Below are 19531 nucleotides of genomic sequence, written 5' to 3'. Positions count from 1 at the left end.
CCAATGCGGCCTGTTAAAATCGCTCATTCAACCCCTGCCAGCGCCGACGCCCGTGACCAACACCCCGTCTTCCGCCCCTTCCCCCCTCACCTACCGTGACGCGGGTGTCGACATCGACGCCGGCAACGCGCTGGTCGAGCGGATCAAGCCCCTGGTCAAGCGCAGCTTCCGCCCGGAAGTGATGGGCGGCCTGGGCGGCTTCGGCGCCCTGTTCGACCTGTCCAACAAGTACCGCGAGCCGGTGCTGGTGTCGGGTACCGATGGCGTGGGCACCAAGCTGAAGCTGGCCCACCAGCTGAACCGCCACGATACGATCGGCATCGACCTGGTCGCCATGTGCGTGAACGACGTGCTGGTGCAGGGTGCCGAGCCGCTGTTCTTCCTGGACTACTTCGCCACCGGCAAGCTGGACATCGACACCGCCGCAGCGGTCGTGGGCGGCATCGCCAACGGCTGCACCGAGGCCGGCTGCGCGCTGATCGGCGGCGAAACCGCTGAAATGCCCGACATGTATGCCCCGGGCGAGTACGACCTGGCCGGCTTCACGGTCGCCGCGGTCGAGAAGAGCGAGCTGAAGGACGGCGCCAGCGTGGCCGCCGGCGACGTGCTGATCGGCATCGCCTCGTCCGGCCCGCACTCCAACGGCTACTCGCTGGTGCGCCGCATCTACGACCGCGCCGGCCGCCCGGCCGACCTGGAGCTGGAGGGCGGCGTGAAGCTGGTCGACGCGCTGATGGCACCGACCCGCCTGTACGTGAAGCCGATCCTGGCACTGCTGAAGTCGCACGGCGAGGCCATCCACGGCATGGCCCACATCACCGGTGGCGGCCTGACCGAGAACATCATCCGCGTGGTGCCCGACGGCCTCGGCCTGGACATCCAGGCCTCGTCCTGGACCCTGCCGCCGGTGTTCCAGTGGCTGCAGAAGGAAGGCGCCGTGGCCGACAGCGAGATGTGGCGCACCTTCAACTGCGGCATCGGCTTCGTGCTGATCGTGGCAGCCGACCAGGTCGCCGCCGTGTCCGAGGCGGTCAAGGCGCAGGGCCTGGACCACTGGACCATCGGCCAGGTGGTCACTGCTGAAGGCGCCGAGCGCGTCCACATCGGCTGAACCCGGCCCCGAGGAGCCCGCATGGACGCAATGCCCCCGCTGCCCCCTACCCCCGTGCCGCCGCCAACGACGGCGGTACCGGCGTTCAGCCCCCAGGACGCCGACCACCTGCGCATGCTGTCAATCGCGCACTACGTGGTCGGCGGCCTGATCGCGCTGTTCTCGCTGATCTTCATCGTCCACATCGTGCTCGGCGTCACCGCGCTCACCGGCAACCTGCCGATGAACTCCGGCGGCCAGCCCTCGTCGCCGGCCGAACAGCGCGTGTTCGGCTGGATGTTCGTCGTGATCGGCTGTGTCATCGTGTTCGGTGGCGTCACCCTGGGCGCGTTCGTGGCCTACGCCGGCCGTTGCCTGGCCCGCCGCCGCCGCTACCTGCTGTGCCTGATCGTGGCCGGGCTGGCCTGTCTGTTCACGCCGATCGGTACCGTGCTGGGAGTACTCAGCCTGATCACGCTGCTGCGTCCGCAGGTCAAGGCCGCGTTCGACACAGCGGGCACGGCGGCATGACGAGCCCGGGCGCACCGCCGCCGCTGCCGCAGCAGACCCTGGCGCACCTTCAGCTGGGCAGCCACCTGCAGACGCTGAAGGTGCTGTTCTACGCGCTGGCGGTTTTCCACTGGATGGCCGCGCTGGCCTTCCTCGGTTTCATCGGCCTGGTTGCCAGCTCGCGCGGGCTGGACGATGGCGCGGTACTGGCCACCGTGTACGGCGTCGTTTCAGCGCTGGCTGCCGCGCTGGGCTTCGTGCAGCTGCACACCGCGCGCCTGCTGTCGCGCCGCACCGGGCTGGCCTGGTGCCAGCGCGCGGCCTGGCTGGCGGTGCTGGCCGGCCCGCTGGGCATGGCCCTGACCGCCTATGCCTGGGTGTTCCTGTCCAAGCCTGACATGGCCGCCCTGTTCGACCGCGGCGACCATCTCCGCGTCTGAACTTCCCGGCAGACGCCCCGCCCTTTCCTGATCGACTTCCCATGTCCGCGCCTGCCCTCCCCACGACCGCTTCACCCAGCGCCTTCCGTGTCTCGCGCCCCAAGAAGCTGGCCTTCGCTGCCGTACTGGCGGTATTCGCGGTCAGCTGGATCCAGCCGCTGTGGCCCACCGAGCAGGCGCTGCACAGCACGCTGACCGTGATCGGCCTGGGCGCCCTGCTGTGGGTCGACCGCCGGGGTGGCTGGCTGGGCAACGGTGCCTTCATCGCGATCTGCGGCTTCATCGCGCTGCACTGTGTGGCCGCCCGCTGGCTGTACTCGAACGTTCCCTACGACGCGTGGACGCAGGCGCTGATCGGCTGGTCGCCGAATGCGGCGTTCGGCTGGCAGCGCAATCATTTCGACCGCCTCATCCACTTCCTGTTCGGCGTCTGTTTCACGCCGGCACTGCTGCAGCTGGCACGTCACGCCTGGCCGGCGCTGCGCCGCGGCCAGGCCTTCGCCCTGGCGGTGATGACGGTGATGTGCGCCAGCCTGGTCTACGAGTGGTTCGAATGGGCCATCGCGCTCGCCCTGTCGCCGGACGCCGCCGAGGCCTACAACGGGCAGCAGGGCGACATGTGGGACGCCCATGCCGACATGCTGATGGCCACCGTGGGCAGCCTGCTGACCTGGCCGCTGATCCGCCGGAGTACCCCGCAATGACCGCGCCCACCCGCATTGCCGTGCTTGCCTCCGGCCGCGGCAGCAACCTGCAGGCCATCCTCGATGCCATCGCTGCGGGACGCCTGCGCGCCGAGGTCGTCGGCGTATTTTCCGACCGCCCGGCCGCCGCCGCGCTGCAGCGGGTCAGCGCCAACCTGCGCTGGGCGCATGCGCCGAAGGAATTCGACGACCGCGCCGCCTACGAGCAGGCACTGGGCGACGCACTGGCCGCGGTCGCACCGGACTGGATCGTCTGCGCCGGCTACATGCGCATACTCGGCGCCGCCTTCGTGCAGCGCTTCAATGGCCGCCTGGTCAACATCCACCCGTCGCTGCTGCCGCTGCACAAGGGGCTGGACACGCATGCGCGGGCACTGGATGCAGGCGATGCCGAGCACGGTGCCAGCGTGCACCTGGTCGTACCCGAGCTGGACGCCGGCGCCGTGCTGGCCCAGGTGCGGGTACCGGTGCTGCCCGGCGATGACGCGGACACCCTGGCCGCGCGTGTGCTGGCGGTGGAGCATCCCCTGCTGATCGCCACGCTGCAGCTGCTGTGCGCCGGCCGCCTGACTGAACGGGAGGGCCAGCCGCAACTGGACGGTCACCCCCTGTTTAGCCCGCTGGCCCTAGATTCCGCCGGGAACCTGAACCGGTAACGCCCACGCACACGCCCCGCTGACTGCGGGGCTGGCATCCTGCCCACCTCCTGCGGCTCCTCTCTTCCATGAAGACCACGACCCTGCTGTCCACTTCGCTGCTGCTGTCGCTTGTCGTGCTCCCCGGCGTGGGTTGGGGCCAGGCGCAGGCGCCTGCCGCCTCGCCGGCTCCGGCGCCGGTGCCAGCGGTGCAACCGCCGGCCGAAGCGGCGGCCCCGGCCCTGCCGGCCTTGGCGTGGGAACCGCCGCCGCTGCAGCCGTTCAGCGCCACCTACCAGGCCTTCTACAAAGGCAAGGAGGCCGGCGACGCCAGCATGCAGGTCACCCATACCGGCGGCAACCAGTGGCGGGTCGACATGCAGGTGGTCGGCCGCCGCGGCTTTGCCAGCGTGCTGGGCCTGAACATCGAGCAGAGCACGGTGTTCGAGGAGCGCGCCGGCGCCTATGCACCGCTGAGCCAGAGCACGGTGCGCAAGGGCCTGTTCCTGGGCAAGAAGGCGGTCGGCACGTACAACTGGCAGGCCGGTACCGCGCAGTGGACCGGCGACGTCGAGAAGAAGCGTGCGCAGCCGATTCCGCTGCAGCCGGGCGACCAGAGCGCCCTGCTGATCAACCTGGCGATCATGCGGGATGCCCGTCCGGGTGCCACCATGCACTACCGCTACGTGGACATGGGCAAGGTCCGCCAGCACGACTACCAGGCCGCGCCGCAGACCGAGAACGTCGAGGTCGGCGACCTGTCCTACAACGCGCTGCGGGTCTACCGGACCAACGGCGGCAACAACGAAACCATCCTCTGGATCGCCAACGGTGTCCCCACCCCGGTGCGCATCCTGCAACGCGAAGACGGCGAAGACCGCGTCGATCTGCGCCTGATCGAATACCAAGGAGTCTGAGCATGAGCACCCTGACCCGCCCCCTCACCTGGATCGCTGCAGCCGCGCTGTCGGTGGCCAGCCTGCCGGCCATGGCCCTGCAGCCGTTCAAGGCCGATTACCTGGCCAGCTACATGGGCATGCAGGCCAATGGCAGCATGACGCTGAGCAGCGAGGGTGCCAACAAGTGGCGCTACACGCTGCAGGTGAAGAACCAGCTGGCCGACCTGAGCCAGAGCACCGTGTTCGAAGAAGTGCGCGGCCAGCTGCGCCCGCTCAGCAGCCAGGACCGTTCGGCGCTGCTGGTGAAGAAGCGCAACGTGCAGGCCAACTACAACTGGACCAGCAACCAGGCCACCTGGACCGGCGACATCAAGCCGGACCGCGCTGGACCTATCGCACTGAAATCCGGTGACATGGACGCGCTGCTGATCAACCTGGCGATCGCCCGTGACCTCGCCGCCGGCAAGCCGCTGACCTATCGCATGGTCGACGAAGGCCGCATCAAGAACATGACCTACCGCGTGATCGGCAAGGAGTCGATCACCGTGGGCGGCAAGAGCTACGAAGCGACCAAGGTCTCGCGTGCCGACGGCAACAAGGAGCTGATCGCCTGGATCGTGCCGGAGTTCCCGGTGCCGGCGCGCATGCTGCAGCGGGAGAACGACCGCGATGCACTGGACCTGACCATCAAGGCGATGAACTGAGTGCCGGGGTCGGATCCCATTCCCTCGGGGATGGGCTCCGACCCCAGGCCCCGCGAAAAGAAAACGCCCGCTTTCGCGGGCGTTTTTCTTACTTCTTTTCTTCGGCCGCCGCCGGCTTGAACTCGGTACGGCAGTCCACGCGGATCTGCTCGCCGGTGCTGCGCCAGACGAAGGTGCGGCAATGGCGGTTGCCGTCCTGGCTGTCATTCACCGCAACCGCATAGAACGACTCGATGATCTCGTCGCGCGAGACCGTGCCATCGCCATTCCAGTCCATGTCCTTCTGCTCGATGCCCTGGGTGATGGCGATGTTGGCGTACCAGGCGTAGCCCAGCCACGCCAGCACGATCAGCACCAGCGCCAGCAGCGCCTTGCGACGCGGGCTGAACTTGCCGCGCAGGATCATGGCACGCGCCGGATGGTGGCACCGAGCGAAGACAGCTTCTCTTCGATGTTCTCGTAGCCACGGTCAAGGTGGTAGATGCGGTCGATGGTGGTCTCGCCGCTGGCCATCAGGCCGGCCAGGATCAGCGAGGCCGAGGCACGCAGGTCGGTGGCCATCACCGGTGCGCCACTCAGGTGCTCGCTGCCCCGCACGATGGCGGTGTGGCCTTCGACCTGGATGTCCGCACCCAGGCGCAGCAACTCGTTGACGTGCATGAAACGGTTTTCGAAGATCGTTTCGTTGATCACGCCGACGCCGTCGGCCACGCAGTTGAGCGCCATGAACTGCGCCTGCATGTCGGTCGGGAACGCCGGGTACGGCGCGGTGGTCAGGTTGACCGCCTTCGGCCGCTTGCCCTGCATGTCCAGGGTGATGGTGTCGTCGGTGGTCTCGATCTTCGCACCGGCTTCGACCAGCTTGGACAGCACCGCGTCCATGGTGTTCGGGCGCGCACGGTTGACCGTGACCTTGCCGCCGGTCATCGCCGCAGCCACCAGGAAGGTGCCGGTCTCGATGCGGTCGGGCAGCACTTCATGGCGGCCGCCGGACAGGCGCTCGACGCCTTCGATGACCAGGCGGGCAGTGCCCAGGCCTTCGATCTTCGCGCCCAGCGCGATCAGGCAATGCGCCAGATCGGTCACTTCCGGTTCCATCGCACAGTTGTCGAGGATGGTGGTGCCTTCGGCCAGCACCGCGCCCATCAGCACGTTCTCGGTGCCGGTAACGCTGACCATGTCGAAGGTGAAATGGCCGCCCTTCAGGCGCTTGGCCGTGGCCTTGATGAAGCCGTTCTCGACCACGATCTCGGCGCCCAGCGCCTGCAGGCCCTTGATGTGCTGGTCGACCGGACGCGAGCCGATCGCGCAGCCGCCGGGCAGCGACACTTCCGCCGCGCCGAAGCGGGCCAGCAGCGGGCCCAGCACCAGGATCGAGGCGCGCATGGTCTTGACCAGCTCGTACGGGGCAACATGCTGGTTGACCGGACGCGGGTCGACCACGATCGCACTGCCGCGCGACAGCGTGCCCTGGTCGATGGTGACCTTGGCACCCAGTTCACCCAGCAGCTTCACCGTGGTGACCACATCGTGCAGGTGCGGCACGTTGGTGATCTCCACCGGCGCATCGGCCAGCAGGGTCGCGCAGAGAATGGGGAGGACGGCGTTCTTGGCGCCGGAGATGCTCACTTCACCGTGCAGCGCAGCGCCGCCGGTCACAACGATCTTGGCCATGTATTCGGGATCTTCTGCGGTTCAGCCGGCTTCGGCCGGGGTCACGGTTTTCAGCGCCAGCGCGTGGATCGCGCCGCCCATCAGGTCGCCCAGGGTGGCATAGACCATCCGGTGGCGGGCCAGCGGCATCTTGCCGGCAAAGGCCTCGCAGACCACGGTCGCTTCGAAATGCACGCCATCGTCGCCCTGCACGTCGGCGCGGGCGCCGGGCAGGCCGGTTTCGATCAGGTTGCGGATGGTGTCGGCGTCCAACGGGCTTTCCTAATAAAATGTGCCTCCATTCTACTTCCGCTGCGTGGCGTCCGCATGGCCGAATCCCTGTTGCCCCCCCGTTCCGTCGACCCTGCCGGCCTGGTCGCCAGCGGCCGCCGCGTCTTCGAGATCGAGCGGCAGGCGCTGGATGCCGTGGCCGACCGCCTCGGCGAGGCCTTCCAGCAGGCTTGCCAGGCGATCCTGGCCAGCCGCGGCCGGGTGGTCGCCACCGGCATGGGCAAGTCCGGGCACATCGCCCGCAAGATCGCCGCTACGCTGGCCTCCACCGGCACTCCCGCGTTCTACGTGCATCCGGGCGAAGCCGGCCATGGTGACCTGGGCATGATCACCGAGGCCGACGTGGTGCTGGCGCTGTCCTATTCGGGCGAATCGGACGAAGTGCTGATGCTGCTGCCGGTGCTCAAGCGCCAGGGCAACGTGCTGATTTCCATGACCGGCCGCCCGCAGTCCAGCCTGGCCACCGCCGCCGATATCCACCTGGACGTCAGCGTGCCGGCCGAGGCCTGCCCGCTGGCGCTGGCGCCGACCTCCAGCACCACCGCCTCGCTGGCGATGGGCGATGCGCTGGCCGTGGCCCTGCTCGACGCACGCGGCTTCACCGCCGACGATTTCGCCCGCTCGCACCCGGCCGGCAGCCTCGGCCGCCGCCTGCTGCTGCATATCACCGACGTCATGCACACCGGGGAGGACCTGCCCAGCGTGGGGGCCGACGCCAGCCTCAGCGAGGCGCTGGTCGAAATGAGCCGCAAGCGGCTGGGCATGACCGCCGTGGTCGATGCCGACGGTGTGCTGATCGGCCTGTTCACCGACGGTGACCTGCGCCGGGCGCTGGACAGCGCGCTGGACGTGCGCACCGCGAAGATCGCCGATGTGATGACCCGCAACCCACGTACCATCGGCGCCGACCAGCTGGCGGTGGAGGCTGCCCGGCTGATGGAGACCCACAAGATCACGGGCCTGATCGTGGTTGACGACCAGGGCCGGGCGGTCGGTGCCCTGAACATTCATGACCTGTTGCGGGCCCGGGTGGTTTAACCGACAGTCCGTAGACCCCATTCAGTCTGTACCGTCCCAACCCGAATCCACCGAGCCTGCCACCCTGATGCCCTGGTCCCCCCTGCCCGCCTTCCCCGCCCACCTGCATGCCGCCGCGGCCCGCGTCCGCCTGGCCTGCTTCGACGTGGACGGCACCCTCACCGACGGTCGGCTGTACTACGACAAGGACGGCAACGAGAGCAAGGCGTACTTCGTGCAGGATGGCCTGGGCCTGAAACTGCTGCAGCAGCACGGCATCCACCCCGTGCTGATCACCGCGCGCAACAGCCAGTCCGCGCTCAGGCGCGGCGCCGACCTCGGCATCGATACCCAGATCGCCGTGGGCGACAAGCTGGCCAGCGTGCAGGCGCTGTGTGCGCAGCACGGCATCGGCCTGGAGCAGGTGGCCTTCATGGGCGACGACCTGCCGGACCTGGCACCGCTGGGCGCGGTCGGCCTGGCGGTGGCGCCGGCCAACGCCCACCCGTGGATCGCCGAGCGCGTGCATTGGCAGACCCGCGCCGATGGCGGACGTGGTGCAGCCCGTGAGCTGTGTGACATCCTGCTGGCCGCGCAGGGACATGTGGACGCGGTCCTGGCGAGGTTCGGCGCATGAACCTGCCGAGCCTGAACTGGCGCACCCTGCTCGGCATCGGCCTGCTGCTGGCGGCCCTGCTCAGCAGCTGGGCGGCCCTGCGCAACCGCGACAAGGGTCCGGCCACTGCCGGCCAGGATGTCGGCGTGGACTACGTCCTGCACGACTTCCAGGTCGTCGCCCTGGATGAGCACGGCAAGGAATCGACCACCCTGCGCGCACCGTTGCTGGAGCGCCAGCGTGGCGACCAGACCATCAACATCGCCACGCCGCTGTTCGAGATGCCGGACAAGGATGGCAAGCACTGGACCCTGCGTGCCGAGACGGGCTGGCTCAGCGCCAAGGGCGACCAGATGAAGCTGCGCGGCAATGTCGCCGGCGACAGCCCGGCCGATCCGGGCGTGGTGCCGACCACCTTCCGCACCGACCACCTGGACGTGTTCCCGAAGGAGAACCGTGCCCGCACCGATGCGCTGGTCACCATGACCCGCCCCGGCATGGAACAGTCCGGCGTTGGCTTCGAGGTGGATTCGAAGAACAACACGTATCATTTCCTCAGCCAGTCCAAGGGCCGTTACACGCCCCGACGCTGATTCCGCCGCCCTCCTGCGACGTCCCCGGACAGGCGCAAGGCAGGCAGCCCACCCATCCGCCCCCGGTTTCCCGGGCGGCCCCACCGGTAGAACGGACCCCGATGAAGATTCCCTTTGCAGCCGTACTCGCGCTCGGTCTCCTTGTTCCCAGCGCTGCCTTTGCCAAGTCCACCGACCGCAACGAGAACATGAACATCGACTCCGGCGCGCAGTCGGGCGTGCTCACCGGCGATGGCAAGACCGTGCTCTCGCAGGGCGTGACCGTCACCCAGGGCTCGCTGGACATCCGCTCGTCCGAAGCCGAGATCTACCTGAAGGACGGCGAGGCCGTGCGTGCGGTGTTCACCGGCAAGCAGGCCACGATGAAGCAGCAGCTCGACGATGGCACCTGGATGGACGCGGTGGCTGATCGCATCGACTACGACATCAAGACCGAGATCATCACCCTGACCGGCAACTACAAGGTCACCAGCGCGCGCGGCACTAATGCCGGCCAGCGCATGGTCTACAACACCCGTAGCGGCGAAATGAATTCCGGTGGCGATGGCAGCCGCGTGCGCACCGTCATTCCGCCGAAGAACAAGAACGCGGCGGCACAGCCGGCGGCCACGCCCAAGGCGGCGGCGCCGGCCAGCACGTCGGCCAAGCCGGCCGGGAGCAAGAAGTAATGCTCGTCGCCAAGGGCCTGCGCAAGCGCTACAAGCAGCGCGAAGTCGTGAAGGACTTCGGGCTGACCCTCGACGCCGGTGAAGTGGTGGGCCTGCTCGGCCCCAACGGTGCCGGCAAGACCACCTGCTTCTACATGATCGTCGGCCTGGTCGCCGCCGATGCCGGCAGCATCGTGCTCGACGGCAAGGACATCACCAGCGATCCGATGTACACCCGTGCCAAGCAGGGCGTGGGCTACCTGCCGCAGGAGCCGTCGGTGTTCCGCAAGCTGACGGTGGCCGACAACCTCCGCCTGGTACTGGAGCTTCGCGAAGACCTGGATTCGGCCGGCCGCGAACGCGAATTGAACAGCCTGCTCGACGAATTGCAGCTGGGCCATGTGGCCGACCAGCTCGGCGCCAGCCTGTCCGGTGGCGAACGTCGTCGCTGCGAGATCGCCCGCGCACTGGCCGCGCAGCCGCGCCTGATCCTGCTCGACGAACCGTTTGCCGGTGTCGACCCGATCTCGGTGGGTGAAATCCAGCGCATCGTCACCCATCTCAAGCAGCGTGGCATCGGCGTGCTGATCACCGACCACAACGTGCGCGAGACCTTGGGAATCTGCGACCGCGCGTATATCCTCGCCGAGGGCACCGTGCTGGCCCAGGGCTCGCCGGAGGCGATCCTGGACAACGCCGACGTACGTCGCGTCTACCTTGGGGATTCCTTCAAGCTGTGACCGCAGGCGCCGGGTCCCTTTCCTTCCGTTCGGCACAGGCATGAAGACTCGGCTGCAGACATCGTTGGGACAACAGCTGGTGCTCACGCCCCAGCTGCAGCAGGCGATCAAGCTGCTGCAGATGTCCACGACCGAGCTGGAGCTTGAAATCGCCCAGGCCGTGGAGAGCAATCCGCTGCTGGACTGGGCCGACAGCAACGACAGCAGTGCCGCCAATGAGGCCAGCGACAGCACCGATGCCGACGCGCCCGCCGAACGCACCGACAACGGCGACGACTGGGCGCCGGCCGAACTCGACTGGAGTGCCGCCGGCAGTGGTGGCAGCTTCGACGATGACGATGACACCGGCAGTGCCGCCGAGCGCGTGGCGGAAACCGAAACGCTGGCCGACCACCTGCTGTGGCAGCTGCACCTGTCGCATCTTTCCACGCATGACCGCAGCATCGGCGCTGCACTGATCGATGCGCTGGACGACGATGGTTACCTGCGCGAACCGCTGGCCACCATCGCCGAAACCCTGCTGCCGGCGGTCCATGCCGGTGAGGATGAAATCCTCGCGGTGCTGCATCGCATCCAGCGTTTCGACCCGGTCGGCGTTGCCGCGCGCACGCTCGGCGAGTGCCTGCAGCTGCAGCTGGACGTGTTGCCTGCCGACACGCCGGGGCTGGCGCTGGCGCGACAGATTGCCGCAGGCCCGCTGGAACGGCTGCCGCGCAGTGGCGTCTCCGGGCTGGCGCATGAACTGAAACAGCCGCTGGACGAGGTCGAGACGGCGGTCGCGCTGCTGCGCTCGCTGGACCCGCGTCCGGGCACGCAGATCGCGCCGCTGTCGCAGGACACCTATGTGGTGCCCGACGTGGTGGTGTGGCGGCAGAACGGCATCTGGCGCGCAGCGCTGGCGGCCCATGCCGGGCCGAAGGTGGTGATCCACCGTGGCTACGAACAGCTGATCCGCCGCTGTGGCGAGGCCGACGCCGGCTACCTGCGCGGCCAGCTGCAGGAGGCGCGCTGGCTGCTGAAGGGCCTGCAGCAGCGCGGCGAAACCCTGCTGCGGGTGGTGCGCAGCCTGATCCTGCAACAGGCCGGCTTCCTCGAATTCGGCGAGCAGGCGCTGCGCCCGCTGACCCTGCGCGAGATCGCCGCCGAGCTGGGCCTGCACGAATCCACGGTGTCGCGCGCGATCGCCCGCAAGCACGTGCGCACGCCGCGCGGCACCCTGCCGCTGCGCGCCTTCTTCGCCTCGGGTATCGATACCGAAGGCGGTGGCGAGGCGTCCAGCACGGCCATCCAGGCGATGATCCGCCGCCTGATCGACGACGAGAACCCGCGCAAGCCGCTTTCTGACGCCAAGCTGGCTGACCTGCTCAAATCGTCGGGAATTCCAGTAGCGCGACGCACCGTGGCGAAGTATCGTGAAGCCATGAACATTTCCGCCTCGCACGAAAGGGTCAGAATCGCTTGACGCGCCGCCGCGCCCGGCGGAGAGGTTCATTGGCACATCCGAACACAGGAGAAACCCGATGCGCATCGAAACGTTTGGCAAAGACGTCGAAGTCACCCCGGCCCTGCAGTCCTATGTAGAGGAGAAGCTGGCCCGGATCGGAAAACACTTCGACCAGCACTGCGAAGCGCGGGTGACCCTCAAGCTGCAGAAGACCGAACACCACGTCGACGCGAGCCTCAACATTCCGGGGCAGACCCTGCACGCCGAGGCCGGCGGCCAGACCATGTATGCCGCGATCGACCTGCTCGCGGACAAGCTTGACCGCCTGGTCATCAAGCACAAGGAGAAAAAACAGCAGCACGCACCGCTGCCGGTGGGCGACAATGGTGGCTGATCGCCACCGTTCCCCGCAGACATGCCCCTGACTGACCTCCTGGCGGCCGTGCAGACCCAGCTCTGCACGGCCACCGACCGTGACAGCGTCCTGCAGGCCGCCGCCGGGTTGCTGGCCTGCCGCCAGGCCAACGCCGAACAGATCTATCTGAACCTGTGCCAGCGCGAAGCCCTGGGCAGCACCGCGATCGGCCACGGCATCGCCATCCCCCACGGCCGCGCGCCGACCCTGGACCGCCCCCGTGGCGCCCTGCTGCGACTGGCGACCCCGGTCGATTTCGGCGGCGACGAACCGGTGGACCTGGTGTTCGCGATGGCCGTCCCCGCCCACTACACCCACCAGCACCTGATGCTGCTGTCCGAGCTGGCCGAGCTGTTTTCCGCACCGGACATCCGCCAGGCCCTGCGCGAAGCCGGCGATGCCCGGGCGCTGCGCGAGGCGCTGGAGATGACCCCACCTGCGAGTGCCGCATGAATACCAGCATCACCGCCCGTGAACTGTTCGAACAGCAGCGCGAGCGGCTGGGGCTGCGCTGGGCCGCTGGCAAATCCGGTGAGAAACGCGAGCTGGAGGCCGGCAACACGGTCTCGCGGCGTCCGTCGCTGGCCGGCTACCTCAATGCGATCTATCCCAACAAGGTGCAGATCCTGGGCACCGAGGAACTGTCCTGGCTGGACGCGCTGGAACCCCGCCAGCGTTGGGAGACCATCGAGAAGATCATGCAGTCGCATCCGCTGGCGCTGGTGCTGACCCGCAACCAGGCGTGCCCGGAAGACCTGCGCGCGGCCGCCGATGAATCCGGTACACCGCTGTGGCTGTCGCCCAAGCGCGGCCACGAACTGCTCAACCACCTGTCCTACCACCTGGCGCGCACGCTGGCGCCGCGGGTGATCCTGCATGGCGTGTTCATGGAGATCTATTCCATCGGCGTGCTGATCACCGGTGAGGCCGGGTCGGGCAAGAGCGAGCTGGCGCTGGAGCTGCTAAGCCGCGGCCATCGCCTGGTGGCCGACGATGCGCCCGAATTCACCCAGATCGCCCCGGACGTGCTCGACGGCACCTGCCCCGAACTGCTGCAGGACCTGCTGGAAGTGCGCGGCCTGGGCGTGCTGAATGTGCGCGAGATGTTCGGCGACACGGCTGTAAAGAAGAACAAGTACCTTCGGCTGATCGTCCACCTGACCAAGCCGATGACCGAACCCACCCCGCATGGCTACGAGCGCCTGACCGGCGACTCGGGCACCCGCCATGTGCTGGACCTCGACGTTCCGCTGATCACCCTGCCGGTGATGCCCGGCCGCAACCTGGCCGTGCTGACCGAAGCCGCCACCCGCCTGCACATCCTGCGCACCAAGGGCATTGATCCGGCAGCGATGTTCATCGCCCGCCACAGCAATCTGCTGGAACGGCGAACACCCTGATTCCCCTGCCCCTCGAAGAGCCTGTCCATGAGCACCGCCACCCCCTCCGCCCCGACCCTGATCATCGTCAGCGGCCTGTCCGGCTCGGGTAAATCCGTCGCCCTGAAGACCTTCGAGGATCAGGACTACTACTGCTCGGACAACCTGCCGATCCACCTGCTGCCGGACTTCGTGCGCAGCCTGCTGGCCAACCACGATGGCAGCGCGCCGCGCCGGCTGGCGGTGGGCATCGACGTGCGCGGCCAGGCCGACCTGAGCCAGCTGGGCGACTGGCGGCAGCTGGCCACCGACGCCGGCGTGGAAGTGAAGGTGCTGTTCTTCGAGGCCAGCGACGAAACGGTGCTCAAGCGCTATGCCGACACCCGCCGCCGCCATCCGCTGAGCCAGCTGGGCCTGTCATTGCCCGAGGCGATCGCCCGCGAGCGCGAGCTGACCGCGCCATTGCGCCGCGAGGCCGATGCGGTGATCGATACCAGCAACCTCAACGTGCACCAACTGCGGCGGCGGATCATCACCGAGTTCGCGATGGACCATGCCACCGGCCTGTCGCTGCTGTTCGAATCATTCGCCTACAAGCGCGGTGTACCCGCCGAGGCGGACTTCGTGTTCGATGCGCGGGTGCTGCCCAATCCACACTGGGACCCGGACCTGCGTGCGCTCAGCGGCCGCGAACCGGGTGTGCGCGACTACCTGGAAGCGCAACCGGACGTGCAGCGCTACCTGGCCCAGCTGATGGATTTCCTCGATACCTGGCTGCCGAAACTGGGTGATGGCACCCGCAGCTACGTGACCGTGGCGTTCGGCTGCACCGGCGGCAAGCACCGCTCGGTGTTCCTGGCCGAGCGCATGGCCCGGCATGCCCGCGAGATGGGCTGGCAGGACGTGGCGACGTACCACCGCGAACAGGATTGAGGGTGGCCGGCCGGGCTGCGCCCGACACCCGTCGGTAGTGCCGGCCGCTGGCCGGCAACAGCAACAGCAACAGCAAAAGCGGCATTCCGTGGGATGGCGGGGCGGTGTGGGTAGGCAGGACACGCCGTGAACCCCCCTCCGGGGTCCGGCCCAGCCGCTGGCGGCTGGGCGTTCGGGCGCTTGCGAAGCAGTGCTTCGCAAGCAAAGCGCCCTCACCCATGGGGGCTCGATGGCGCCAACGGTCCTGCCTACCCACACCGCCCCGCCTCTGACAGATTCCGTGCGCTGTTGGTAGGTGTCGACCTTGGTCGACACGATGGATCCACACCATGCCTGGATGAATCGCTGCCAGGCATCGAAAAACGCATGGGGTCGGATCCCTTTTCCAGGGGAAAAGGGCTCTGACCCCGATAACGCTGAATACGGGACACAGTGCCCCTCATCTGCTGCTATCGCCGATTCACCTTGACCTGTTAACGTGCAGTAATGACCTGTGGCATTCTCCTCGTAACACATCCCGGGGTCGGGACCGCCCTGCTTGACGTGGCGACCCGGCTCCTGCGGCAATTGCCGCTGAAAACCGAAGCTTTCGAAGTACCGTTCGACGCAGACATGGACGCCCTGCTCCCGCTCGCCTCGGCCGCCCTGCGGCGGGTCGACAGTGGTGAGGGCGTGCTGATCCTGACCGACCTGTACGGCGCCAGCCCCGCCAACCTTGCAGGGCAGCTGGCCCGGCTGGGGACCCCGGTTCGCCGGGTGTCGGCACTGAGCCTGCCGATGTTGCTGCGGGTGATGAATTATCCGGAACAGGGACTGGATCAACTGCCCGCCACAGCCGCGGCGGGTACCCGTAATGGAGCGATAGTCGACGATGCTTGAACGAGAACTCACCGTCAGCAACCGCCTGGGCCTGCATGCCCGGGCCACCGCCAAGCTGGTGCAGACCCTGGCGCCGTTCCGCTGCAACGTGACCATGGCCGCCAAGGGCCGTGAGATCAACGCCAAGAGCATCATGGGCGTGATGCTGCTGGCCGCCGGCCAGGGCACTCCGGTCACCGTGCGCATCAACGGCGAAGATGAAGCCGCCGCGATGGAGGCGGTGGTGGGCCTGTTCGAACGCCGCTTCGACGAGGACAGCTGAGCGTGCCACGCGCACGCGCCGGCCAGCTCCCTTCCGGCCAACGGCCGGTACAGCTGTTGGCCGGCCATGGCGCGGCGCGCGGAACGGCGATGGGCCGGGCGCGCGTGCGGCTGCCGCATGCACTGGAAGTGGCCGAGCAACGCGTGGCCGCCCACCAGGTCGAGGCCGAACTGGCCCGCCTGCACCGTGCGCTGGATGCCGCGCGTACGGAAATGCACGAACTGCGTCAGCGCCTGCATGGCGCACTGAACCAGGAAGTGGGCGAGTTCCTCGACCTGCACGCGTTGCTGCTGGACGACCCCGAGCTGCTGTATGGCCTGGACGAACTGATCCGCAGCGGCCCGTACAGTGCCGGCTACGCGCTGCGCCTGCAGCGTGACCGCCTGGCCAAGGTCTTCGATGGCATGGACGATGCCTACCTGAAGAGCCGCATGGACGATCTCGACCATGTGATCGGCCGCATCCACGCCTTCCTGCAACCCGAACGCCCGCCGGTGATGAAGGGCCTGGCCGGCGAGATCCTGGTCTGCGACAACATCGCCCCATCCGAACTGGCGCAGCTGCAGGCGCAGGGCGTGGTCGGCATCGTCACCGCCGCCGGCAGCGCGCTGTCGCACAGCGCGATCCTGGCGCGCAGCCTGCACCTGCCCCTGATCGTCAATGTGCCGCAACTGCTCAGCCGCGTCGCCGACGGCGACGTGCTGATCATCGACGGTGCCGACGGCAGCATCACCGTCAACCCGCTGGCCGACAACCTGCGTGACTACCGCGCACGCCTGAAGGAACACGCGCGCGAGCAGCGCGAGCTTGGCCGCCTGCGCAGCAAGCCCAGCCGTACCCGCGACCAGGTCGACATTGCCCTCCTGGCCAATGCCGAATCGCTGGAGGACGTCACCCAGGCGCATGCGCTGGGCGCGCAGGGGCTGGGCCTGTACCGCACCGAATTCCTGTTCCTGCAGCGCAACGAGCTGCCGGACGAAGAAGAACAGTTCCAGACCTACCGTGATGCCGCACTGGGCATGAGCGGCCGGCCGGTGACCATCCGCACGCTCGACCTGGGTGCGGACAAGGCCGATCGTACCGGCCTGACCCTGAGCAACGAAGAGAACCCGGCACTGGGCCTGCGCGGCGTGCGCCTGTCGCTGGCACGGCCCAAGGTGGCCGACACCCAGCTGCGCGCGATCCTGCGCGCCTCGGCCTACGGCAAGCTGCGCGTGCTGGTGCCGATGGTCAGCACCCGCGAGGAACTGCTGGCGGTGCGCCGGCGCATGCTCAAGCTGAGCGAACAGCTGCGCAGCGAAGGCCATATGGTGTCCGAGCACGTGCCGCTGGGCGCGATGATCGAAGTCCCGGCGGCGGCATTGGCGCTGGAGAGTTTCATCGATCTGGTCGATTTCCTGTCGATCGGCACCAACGACCTGGTGCAGTACCTGCTGGCCGCCGACCGCAACAACGAGGCGCTGGGTGAGTTGTATTCACCGTTGCACCCGGCGGTGCTGCGGCTGTTGCAGATGGTGATCGAGACCGGCGCACGCCACCGCATTCCGGTGGCGGTCTGCGGCGAGATGGCCGGTGATGCGCGGATGACCCCGTTGCTGCTGGCGCTGGGCCTGAGCGAGTTCAGCCTGCATCCCGGTACGTTGCTGGAGGTGCGCCGTGCCATCCGCGAAGCCGATCTGGGTGCGCTGCGCGCCCGTGCCCCGAAGCTGCTGGCCGCGCGCGACCGCCGCGCCATCGAACGCTGGCTGGCGCTGGTGGCCGATACGCCCTGACACCACCCGCTCGCCGGGCATGCACGCCTGGGGTCAGATCCCTTTTCCGCGGGAAAAGGGATCTGGCCCCGTCTCGTTGAAGGCCAAGAGGTTGCCGGCCAGCGGCCGGCACTACCGCCACCCGGCGGCTATGCGCTGAAACATCCCCTTGCGATAATGACGCGCTGAACACCCCTGTTGCCGCATCCTTGCCGGGATCGCGGCTTTTCTTATCCCGCGGGAGCTGCGATGGCTGAAGCTGTACGCCACGACAAGACTGCGCGCCAACTGCGGATGTTGTCCGATGCACTGGACAGCGGCCGGCTGGGCCCGGTACGTCGGCTGGTCAACACCCTGGCCCCGGCCGAGATCGGCAACCTGCTTGAATCGCTGCCGCCGGGCAAGCGCGAGGTGGTGTGGGGCCTGGTTGATCCGGAAGATGACGGCGAGGTGCTGGTCCACGTCGGCGAAGACGTGCGCGAGAGCCTGCTCGCGGACATGGACCCGGACGAGATCATCGCCGCGGTCGAAGACCTGGACATCGACGACCTGGCCGACCTGGTCGAAGACCTGCCCGATACGGTCATCGACGAGGTCCTCAAGTCGATGGACCGCGAGAACCGCGAGCGCCTGGAGCAGGTGCTGTCCTATCCCGAGGACAGCGCCGGCCGCCTGATGAACCCGGACGTGGTGACCGTGCGCGCCGACGTCAATGTCGACGTGGTGCTGCGCTACCTGCGCCTGCGCGGCGAACTGCCGGACCATACCGATCACCTGTTCGTGGTCAGCCGGCGCCATCAGTACCTCGGCCGGGTGTCGCTGGCGGCACTGGTGACCCACGAGGACACCACCCCGATCAACCGCCTGATCGACGACGAGCAGCCGGCCATTGACGTCGGCGAGAGCGACCAGGAGGTCGCCCGCCAGTTCTCCGACCATGACTGGATCTCCGCGCCGGTGGTGGACGACAACAACATCCTGATCGGCCGCATCACCATCGATGACGTGGTCGACATCATCCGTGGCCAGGCCGAGCACCAGGCACTGGGCGCCGCCGGCCTGGACGAGGACGAAGACCTGTTCAGCCCGGTCTGGCGCGCCATGCGCCGACGCTTGATGTGGCTGTCGGTGAACCTGTGCACCGCCTTCCTGGCCTCCAGCGTGGTCGGCCACTTCGAAGGCACCATCGACAAGCTGGTGGCGCTGGCCGTGCTGATGCCGATCGTGGCGGGCCTGGGCGGCAATGCCGGTACCCAGGTGCTGGCGCTGATGGTGCGCGGCCTGGCACTGGGCCAGGTGGGCGCGTCCAACGCACGCACGCTGCTGTGGAAGGAGGTGCGGGTCGCCTTGTTGAACGGCGTGATGCTGGGTTCCGTGCTGGGGCTGATCGTGCTGGCCTGGTTCCACTCGCCCGGGCTGTCGGCAGTGATCGCCATCGCGCTGACCTGCAACCTGCTGTTCGCCGCACTGGCCGGCGTGCTGGTGCCACTGACCCTGAAACGCTTCGGCTTCGACCCGGCGCTGGCCAGCGGCATCTTCCTGACCGCCGTGACCGACTCGATGGGCTTCTTCACCTTCCTCGGCCTGGCCACGCTGGTGCTGCTGCACTGAACCCTGCAGGGTCCGATCCCAACTGGAACACCCATGGCAACAACGATCGAAAACTATTTCCAGCCCGGCTGGCGCGACCAGCAGCACACCTGCCCGGCCTGCGAATGGAAGGGCAGCTCGCGTGCCATGGAGATGGAGCTGGACGAGGACGCCACCGAGTACGCCTGCCCGGTCTGCGAGAACCCGCTGCTGGTGGTGCTGCATCCGGACATCGCGCAGGTGCAGGCGGCCGCCGCCGAGGGCAATGCCGAAGCGCAGGAGCAGCTGGACATCATTGCCAGTTTCCCGCGACCGGAGTGACGCGCCGCACGATGCCGC

Annotated in this window: 25 protein-coding genes; 22 read left to right on the top strand and 3 right to left on the bottom strand. The window is 67.9% G+C overall.

The window, feature by feature from the left end; translation table 11 throughout:
- Window positions 1-52 precede the first annotated feature (52 nt).
- From purM to AC5P8F_RS00540, 7 genes are all read left to right on the top strand, one after another.
- A complete protein-coding gene (gene purM / locus AC5P8F_RS00570) occupies window positions 53-1111 on the top strand; it encodes a phosphoribosylformylglycinamidine cyclo-ligase (protein WP_014646244.1) in 1059 nt (352 codons plus the stop codon).
- A gap of 21 nt (window positions 1112-1132) precedes the next feature.
- On the top strand, window positions 1133-1621 hold the full coding sequence (locus AC5P8F_RS00565) for a hypothetical protein (RefSeq protein ID WP_032957615.1): 489 nt from the start codon (window positions 1133-1135) through the stop codon (window positions 1619-1621).
- On the top strand, window positions 1618-2040 hold the full coding sequence (locus AC5P8F_RS00560; RefSeq protein ID WP_014646242.1) for a hypothetical protein: 423 nt from the start codon (window positions 1618-1620) through the stop codon (window positions 2038-2040). Before AC5P8F_RS00565 ends, AC5P8F_RS00560 begins: the two co-directional genes overlap by 4 nt.
- 41 nt (window positions 2041-2081) lie before the next feature.
- A complete protein-coding gene (locus AC5P8F_RS00555; RefSeq protein ID WP_136191704.1) occupies window positions 2082-2744 on the top strand; it encodes a DUF2238 domain-containing protein in 663 nt (220 codons plus the stop codon).
- Entirely contained in the window at window positions 2741-3400 is a 660-nt protein-coding gene (gene purN / locus AC5P8F_RS00550) for a phosphoribosylglycinamide formyltransferase (RefSeq protein ID WP_049441056.1), read from the top strand. The genes AC5P8F_RS00555 and purN overlap by 4 nt, the downstream gene beginning before the upstream one ends.
- 68 nt (window positions 3401-3468) lie before the next feature.
- Complete coding sequence (locus tag AC5P8F_RS00545; protein WP_049405384.1) at window positions 3469-4296, top strand: DUF3108 domain-containing protein; 828 nt, start codon at window positions 3469-3471, stop codon at window positions 4294-4296.
- Between the two features lie 2 nt (window positions 4297-4298).
- Complete coding sequence (locus tag AC5P8F_RS00540) at window positions 4299-4982, top strand: DUF3108 domain-containing protein (RefSeq protein ID WP_014036249.1); 684 nt, start codon at window positions 4299-4301, stop codon at window positions 4980-4982.
- Window positions 4983-5070: 88 nt separating this feature from the next.
- On the opposite strand, the gene AC5P8F_RS00535 is transcribed toward AC5P8F_RS00540, so the two are convergent.
- Genes AC5P8F_RS00535 through AC5P8F_RS00525 form a run of 3 tightly spaced genes read right to left on the bottom strand, consistent with a single transcriptional unit; the run spans window position 5071 to window position 6908 of the window.
- The gene (locus AC5P8F_RS00535) at window positions 5071-5388 is read right to left on the bottom strand and encodes a hypothetical protein (protein WP_032957609.1); all 318 of its coding nucleotides are present in this window, start codon (window positions 5386-5388) and stop codon (window positions 5071-5073) included.
- Window positions 5385-6656: a UDP-N-acetylglucosamine 1-carboxyvinyltransferase gene (murA, locus tag AC5P8F_RS00530; RefSeq protein ID WP_014646237.1), complete on the bottom strand. Its 1272-nt coding sequence runs from the start codon at window positions 6654-6656 to the stop codon at window positions 5385-5387. The genes AC5P8F_RS00535 and murA overlap by 4 nt, the downstream gene beginning before the upstream one ends.
- Before the next feature lie 21 nt (window positions 6657-6677).
- Window positions 6678-6908: a BolA family protein gene (locus AC5P8F_RS00525; RefSeq protein ID WP_005408396.1), complete on the bottom strand. Its 231-nt coding sequence runs from the start codon at window positions 6906-6908 to the stop codon at window positions 6678-6680.
- Between the two features lie 54 nt (window positions 6909-6962).
- Here AC5P8F_RS00525 and AC5P8F_RS00520 point away from each other — a divergent pair, with 54 nt between their 5' ends.
- From AC5P8F_RS00520 to AC5P8F_RS00450, 15 genes are all read left to right on the top strand, one after another.
- On the top strand, window positions 6963-7964 hold the full coding sequence (locus AC5P8F_RS00520) for a KpsF/GutQ family sugar-phosphate isomerase (RefSeq protein ID WP_014646236.1): 1002 nt from the start codon (window positions 6963-6965) through the stop codon (window positions 7962-7964).
- 67 nt (window positions 7965-8031) lie between these two features.
- A complete protein-coding gene (locus AC5P8F_RS00515) occupies window positions 8032-8580 on the top strand; it encodes a KdsC family phosphatase (protein ID WP_014036245.1) in 549 nt (182 codons plus the stop codon).
- Complete coding sequence (lptC, locus tag AC5P8F_RS00510; protein ID WP_014646235.1) at window positions 8577-9152, top strand: LPS export ABC transporter periplasmic protein LptC; 576 nt, start codon at window positions 8577-8579, stop codon at window positions 9150-9152. The genes AC5P8F_RS00515 and lptC overlap by 4 nt, the downstream gene beginning before the upstream one ends.
- Window positions 9153-9253: 101 nt before the next feature.
- Window positions 9254-9820 (top strand): lipopolysaccharide transport periplasmic protein LptA, encoded by a 567-nt coding sequence (gene lptA / locus AC5P8F_RS00505; RefSeq protein WP_032959333.1) that lies wholly within the window; start codon window positions 9254-9256, stop codon window positions 9818-9820.
- Window positions 9820-10539: an LPS export ABC transporter ATP-binding protein gene (gene lptB, locus AC5P8F_RS00500; protein WP_005415558.1), complete on the top strand. Its 720-nt coding sequence runs from the start codon at window positions 9820-9822 to the stop codon at window positions 10537-10539. The genes lptA and lptB overlap by 1 nt, the downstream gene beginning before the upstream one ends.
- Window positions 10540-10579: 40 nt before the next feature.
- The gene (locus tag AC5P8F_RS00495; RefSeq protein ID WP_014646233.1) at window positions 10580-12001 is read left to right on the top strand and encodes an RNA polymerase factor sigma-54; all 1422 of its coding nucleotides are present in this window, start codon (window positions 10580-10582) and stop codon (window positions 11999-12001) included.
- Window positions 12002-12059: 58 nt separating this feature from the next.
- Window positions 12060-12377: a ribosome hibernation-promoting factor, HPF/YfiA family gene (gene hpf, locus AC5P8F_RS00490; protein ID WP_005415556.1), complete on the top strand. Its 318-nt coding sequence runs from the start codon at window positions 12060-12062 to the stop codon at window positions 12375-12377.
- 21 nt (window positions 12378-12398) lie between these two features.
- Window positions 12399-12851, top strand: coding sequence for a PTS sugar transporter subunit IIA (locus AC5P8F_RS00485; RefSeq protein WP_495227531.1), 453 nt, complete (start codon window positions 12399-12401; stop codon window positions 12849-12851).
- The gene (gene hprK, locus AC5P8F_RS00480) at window positions 12848-13798 is read left to right on the top strand and encodes an HPr(Ser) kinase/phosphatase (protein ID WP_005408388.1); all 951 of its coding nucleotides are present in this window, start codon (window positions 12848-12850) and stop codon (window positions 13796-13798) included. The genes AC5P8F_RS00485 and hprK overlap by 4 nt, the downstream gene beginning before the upstream one ends.
- Before the next feature lie 27 nt (window positions 13799-13825).
- A complete protein-coding gene (gene rapZ / locus AC5P8F_RS00475; protein ID WP_014646231.1) occupies window positions 13826-14710 on the top strand; it encodes an RNase adapter RapZ in 885 nt (294 codons plus the stop codon).
- A gap of 486 nt (window positions 14711-15196) precedes the next feature.
- The gene (locus AC5P8F_RS00470) at window positions 15197-15589 is read left to right on the top strand and encodes a PTS sugar transporter subunit IIA (protein WP_032958481.1); all 393 of its coding nucleotides are present in this window, start codon (window positions 15197-15199) and stop codon (window positions 15587-15589) included.
- The gene (locus AC5P8F_RS00465; protein ID WP_005408385.1) at window positions 15582-15851 is read left to right on the top strand and encodes an HPr family phosphocarrier protein; all 270 of its coding nucleotides are present in this window, start codon (window positions 15582-15584) and stop codon (window positions 15849-15851) included. Before AC5P8F_RS00470 ends, AC5P8F_RS00465 begins: the two co-directional genes overlap by 8 nt.
- Before the next feature lie 2 nt (window positions 15852-15853).
- Window positions 15854-17623, top strand: a complete 1770-nt coding sequence (gene ptsP / locus AC5P8F_RS00460) for a phosphoenolpyruvate--protein phosphotransferase (RefSeq protein WP_032958484.1) — start codon at window positions 15854-15856, stop codon at window positions 17621-17623.
- A 228-nt stretch (window positions 17624-17851) separates the two neighbouring features.
- Entirely contained in the window at window positions 17852-19213 is a 1362-nt protein-coding gene (mgtE, locus tag AC5P8F_RS00455; RefSeq protein ID WP_008266103.1) for a magnesium transporter, read from the top strand.
- 33 nt (window positions 19214-19246) lie between these two features.
- Complete coding sequence (locus AC5P8F_RS00450; RefSeq protein ID WP_032958486.1) at window positions 19247-19513, top strand: hypothetical protein; 267 nt, start codon at window positions 19247-19249, stop codon at window positions 19511-19513.
- Window positions 19514-19531: the final 18 nt, after the last annotated feature.

The sequence above is a fragment of the Stenotrophomonas sp. YJH_SMC_69 genome (genome assembly GCF_059370495.1).
This window is presented reverse-complemented; position numbering and strand designations above follow the sequence as displayed.